Below are 4585 nucleotides of genomic sequence, written 5' to 3'. Positions count from 1 at the left end.
GATTTCGATCCGCCAGAATCGCGAATCGTCCGCATTCTCATTTCATGTCTAATAAGACACAAGCAAGGCAGAACCGTCTTCTCCAAACTTTGGTTCGACGCCAAGCAGCGGCGCGGAGCGGCTGATGATGTCGCGAACCATGGGAGCGGCGTTCGAGCCGGCCGTGCGCCCGCCACCCTCGCCGGTCTTCGGCGCGTCGATGAAGGTCAGCACGATGTATTTCGGGTTGTCGATCGGGAAGGCCGCAAGGAAGGCGTTGAAGTTCTGGTCGCTGGCGTAGCGGCCGTTGACCACCTTGTCGGCCGTGCCGGTCTTGCCGCCGACGTTGAAGCCCGGCACGAGGGCGCGCTTGCCGGAGCCGGCAATGCCGTTCCAGCGCAGGAGGAAGCGCATGTCGTCGCTGGTGCTCTTCTTGACCACCGGCGTGGAGACGGCGTCGGCCTGCTCTTCGGTGCGCGGCAGGAAGGTCGGCTCGATCAGCTTGCCGCCGTTGACGAGTGCGGCGCCCGCAACCGCGGTCTGCAGCGGCGTGGTCGAGACGCCGTGGCCGAAGGAAATGGTGACCGAGTTGATCTTCTTCCATTCGCGCGGCTGGCTCGGCGTCTTCACTTCCGGCAGCTCGGTCGGCAGCTTCGAAAGCAGGCCGAGGCGCGTCAGGAATTCCTTGTGACCGGGGATGCCGACGAGATCGGCGATCTTGGCCGTGCCGATGTTCGACGAATACTGGAAGATTTCCGGAACGGTCAGCACGCGGCGCTTGCCGTGGAAGTCCTTGATGGTGAAGCCGCCGATGCGGATCGGCGCCGAGGCGTCGAAGCTGTCGTTGAGCGTCACCTTGCCGGAATCGAGCCCCATGGCGATGGTGAAGGTCTTGAAAGTGGAACCCATTTCGAACGTGCCGTTCGACATGCGGTTCATCCAGCCCTCTTCCGCCCCTTCGGCCGGCTTGTTCGGGTCGTAGTCCGGGACCGACGCCATCGCCAGCACTTCGCCGGTGTGCACGTCGAGCACGACGGCGCCGGCGGCGAGGGCCTGGTAGTTCTTCATGCCGGCGTCGATGACATCGCGCACGATGTTCTGCACGCGCACGTCGATCGACAGCTTCACCGGCTCGAGCTTGGCGTCGCTGGTCATGCCGATCGCGGCAAGGTCGGCCAGCCCCTGACTGTCGATGTAGCGCTCCATGCCGGCAACGCCGCGGTTGTCGATGTTGACGTGGCCGAGAATGTGCGCGGCGGTGTGTCCGCCGGGATAGAAGCGGCGCTTTTCCGGACGGAAGCCGACGCCGGGAATGCCGAGCGCCAGGATCTCGCTCTGCTGCTTCGGCGTCAGCTGGCGGCGCAGCCACTGGAAGCGCGATTTCGACTTCAGCTTGTTGTAGATTTCGCGGGTGTTGATGTCAGGCAGCACCGTCGCCAGCCGCTCCACCGCCTCGTCGGCATCGACGATCTTGTGCGGCTCGGCATAAAGCGACACCGTGCGGATGTCGGTTGCGAGGATTTCACCGTTGCGGTCCAGAATGTCGGGGCGCGACGCCATCAGGTTGTCGGCGCGGCCGATGCTCGACACCGTTTCGGGTGCTGCCATGCCGTATTGCACGAGGCGACCGCCGATGACGGCATAGACGATGCCGAAGCTGGCGATCACGATGGCGACGCGGTTCTTCGCCTGGTTGGTGGTCTTCTTGCGCGTGCCCTGGAAGGTGACGCTGGCGCCTGTTTCCGCCGGGCGGTTGTTGCCGCCGGCCGAGAAGTGCGCCTTGCTTTTCAGAACCATGATGCGGGAGAGAAACGACATCAGCGCGCCACCGAGCCCGTTGCGATGTTATCGGTCTTGTTGATGATCGAGGCGATGCCGTCCTTGGCCGACTTGTCCTCGGGCACCGGCAGGTCCGCCTTCAGCATCGGCAGTTCCTCGGGCCGCGCCAGCTGCGTCGAGGGTGTCGGCTGGAGCTGGAGGTCCGCACCGAAGGCGCCGACGAGCCGCTCGAGTCGGTTCGGCTGCGTCAAGAGCGCCCAGTCGGCGCGCAGCAGGTCGATCGTGTCCTCTTCCAGCTTGATCGCCACGTCGAGCTTGCGGACTTCCTCAAGCTTGTTCTCGGCGCGGTGCTTGATCGTGTAGGTCACCGTTGCAGCGGCCGTCATGACGACGATCAGAACGATATCGAACGTTCGCAGCATGTCTCGTCAGCCCCCCAGCCGTGCAAGGCTTGCCAGTTCCGGCAGATTGAAGATGGATAGATCGTTTCCCGGCGACGCGGCTTCTGTACGGATGCCGGCGCGCAGCTTGGCGGAGCGCGCGCGCGGGTTGAGGGACGCTTCTTCCTCGCTGGCCGCTACCATAGGCTTGCCAACTGGCGTGAAGGTTGCAGCCCTGGCAGAAACCATCGGCAGATGGCGCGAACCGCCGGCCTTGCCGGAGCGATCCTGGAAGAACGCCTTGACGATCCGATCCTCGAGCGAGTGGAAGGTGACGATAACCAGGCGGCCGCCGGGCTTCAGCGCCTTCTCGGCCGCAAACAGCGCCTGGGCCAACTCACCGAGTTCATCGTTGACGAAGACGCGCAACGCCTGGAAGACGCGGGTGGCCGGATGGATCTTGTCCTTGGCCTTGCGCGGCGTCACCACCTCGATCAGCCCCGCGAGATCGCGGGTCGTCTCGAACGGCTGCTCGGCGCGACGCTTCTCGATCGCGCGGGCAATGCGGCCCGACTGCTTTTCTTCGCCGAGAAAGCCGAAGATGCGGATGAGATCGGAGACCTTGGCGCGGTTGACGACATCGGCAGCCGAAACGCCCGAGGCCGACATGCGCATGTCGAGCGGCCCTTTTCTCTGGAAGGAGAAGCCGCGCTCGGCCTCGTCGATCTGCATGGAGGATACGCCGATATCGAGCACGACGCCGTCGAGCCCGCCCTCGGGCGCATGCGCCGCAAGTGCTGAAAACTGCGCGTGAATGAGCTTCAACCGGCCGCCCCATTCAGCGACCTGAGACTGACCGGCGGCGATGGCCGTCGGGTCGCGGTCGAGCGCGATCACGTCGGCACCAGCCTTCAGGATTGCGGAGCTGTAACCACCGGCACCGAACGTGCCGTCGAGGATGACCTTGCCAGGCGCCGGCTCGAGAGCGGCAAGAACTTCCGGCAAGAGAACGGGAATGTGACGAACCGGTCCGCCTTCGGCTTCAGGATTACCTCCGCCTTGATCCGTCACCATTCCCTCTCTCCATTCTATTCTGGACGCAACCCCCGTGACTTGCGCCCTTCCCGGGCCACCGCCTGGGCCTTTTGAAAGGCCTGCGGCTCCCAGAGCTGAAAATAATCGCCCCGCCCGACGAACATCACGTCGGTCGAGATACCGGTGAAGTCGCGGATGAAATCCGTCATCATCAACCGGCCTTCCGGATCGAGCTTCACGAAGACCCCGCCCCCGTGAACGAGCAGCGACATCTCGTTGGCTTCCGGGGAAAAAGGATCCTCGGCCGCCATCTGCCTCTCGAACCGATCCAGGAGCTCCGGCCCGCCGACGCTGACCGCCGGAAAGACGAAATCCTGAAAACAGTATAGCTCTCGAACGCCCCCATCCGACAGCACGGAGCGAAACGCCGAGGGGACGGACACCCGCCCCTTCGCATCGATCCGATTGGTGGCATGTGACAAGAAGCGGTTCATGACGCGAAACGGCCGCCCAGGACTGACGGGCCATAATCATCGACCCGCGAGAACACTCGATCGCACCTGCAAGACGCCCCCGCCGAACACCCAAATGCTCGCCCACCTTCCGCAGCCGGAAGGCACCGGGATCTTGCAATGACGGGCTGCGAAGCAGCCCTTGCGCAGTGCCATTATGGGATATCATGGGACCATATGGGCGTCAATGGGATTGGCTCGGAAACAGCCGTCTGGCTGATCAAATATTGATAGGTTGTTAAGTTTAACGAAGCGTTACGAACGGACCCCCATCGTGCGGGATCGGCACGACGGAACGGCTTCAAATCGTTGAAAAATCAGAATGTGAGAAAAAACGTAAAAACACCCCCACCGCAGGAGCATCGGCATGACCGGCAGGGATGAACCGACGCACCCGACTGCCGGGAAAGGCGTTGCAGCCGGGCCAGATCAAGCCCGGCTGAAGCAGCCGAAAGAGGTGATTTGCCCGCAGGATGAAGCATCGACGCCGCGTCGGCGCCGCAGGCACTCACGCTGGCACGTTTCCCATCGTTCGAACGCCGGGCCGAAGCGGCGACAGGCGACGCACGACACCTTCGAACGCACGGCGCCGCCGGAAAAAAGAGAAATCGCCAGTTGGCCTGTAAGCCGGGTTCTGTATGGCCCCATTACCCAAGGGCAACGGAACGTGGCAGCCATTCATCTGGGACTACGCTTGCACGCAGCCTCTTGCAACCCACCCGGATGACTGGCCCGGAAACAGGCTGGGCACTTGCGCGCCCGCGTCATCCCTATTCGGTCTTGCTCCCGGTGGGGTTTGCCGTGCCGTCCATGTCGCCATGTCCGCGGTGGGCTCTTACCCCACCCTTTCACCCTTACTCCGCAAGCGGAGCGGTTTGCTTTCTGTGGCACTTTCCCTGA

General features: G+C 63.4%; 4 protein-coding genes and 1 other RNA gene. All 5 read right to left on the bottom strand.

Annotated elements, in window-relative coordinates; translation table 11 throughout:
• Window positions 1-48: 48 nt before the first annotated feature.
• Window positions 49-1797 carry a penicillin-binding protein 2 gene (locus VGO12_RS10780; protein WP_327512743.1) on the bottom strand — a complete coding sequence of 583 codons (1749 nt, stop codon included), beginning with the start codon at window positions 1795-1797 and terminating at the stop codon, window positions 49-51.
• Complete coding sequence (gene ftsL / locus VGO12_RS10775) at window positions 1797-2180, bottom strand: cell division protein FtsL (RefSeq protein WP_327512742.1); 384 nt, start codon at window positions 2178-2180, stop codon at window positions 1797-1799. Before ftsL ends, VGO12_RS10780 begins: the two co-directional genes overlap by 1 nt.
• A 6-nt stretch (window positions 2181-2186) precedes the next feature.
• A complete protein-coding gene (gene rsmH, locus VGO12_RS10770) occupies window positions 2187-3212 on the bottom strand; it encodes a 16S rRNA (cytosine(1402)-N(4))-methyltransferase RsmH (protein ID WP_327512740.1) in 1026 nt (341 codons plus the stop codon).
• A gap of 14 nt (window positions 3213-3226) precedes the next feature.
• On the bottom strand, window positions 3227-3667 hold the full coding sequence (gene mraZ, locus VGO12_RS10765; RefSeq protein WP_327512739.1) for a division/cell wall cluster transcriptional repressor MraZ: 441 nt from the start codon (window positions 3665-3667) through the stop codon (window positions 3227-3229).
• A gap of 625 nt (window positions 3668-4292) precedes the next feature.
• Window positions 4293-4585: RNase P RNA component class A (rnpB, locus tag VGO12_RS10760), an RNA gene on the bottom strand; the annotation flags it as partial.

The organism is Ensifer sp. (genome assembly GCF_035999135.1).
GTDB lineage: Bacteria > Pseudomonadota > Alphaproteobacteria > Rhizobiales > Rhizobiaceae > Ensifer.
This window is presented reverse-complemented; position numbering and strand designations above follow the sequence as displayed.

Excerpts from the sequence above, each read along its gene's own strand:
- VGO12_RS10780 (WP_327512743.1), bottom strand. The coding sequence starts at position 1,797 with ATGTCGTTTCTCTCCCGCATCATGGTTCTGAAAAGCAAGGCGCACTTC.
- ftsL (WP_327512742.1), bottom strand. The coding sequence starts at position 2,180 with ATGCTGCGAACGTTCGATATCGTTCTGATCGTCGTCATGACGGCCGCT.
- rsmH (WP_327512740.1), bottom strand. The coding sequence starts at position 3,212 with ATGGTGACGGATCAAGGCGGAGGTAATCCTGAAGCCGAAGGCGGACCG.
- mraZ (WP_327512739.1), bottom strand. The coding sequence starts at position 3,667 with ATGAACCGCTTCTTGTCACATGCCACCAATCGGATCGATGCGAAGGGG.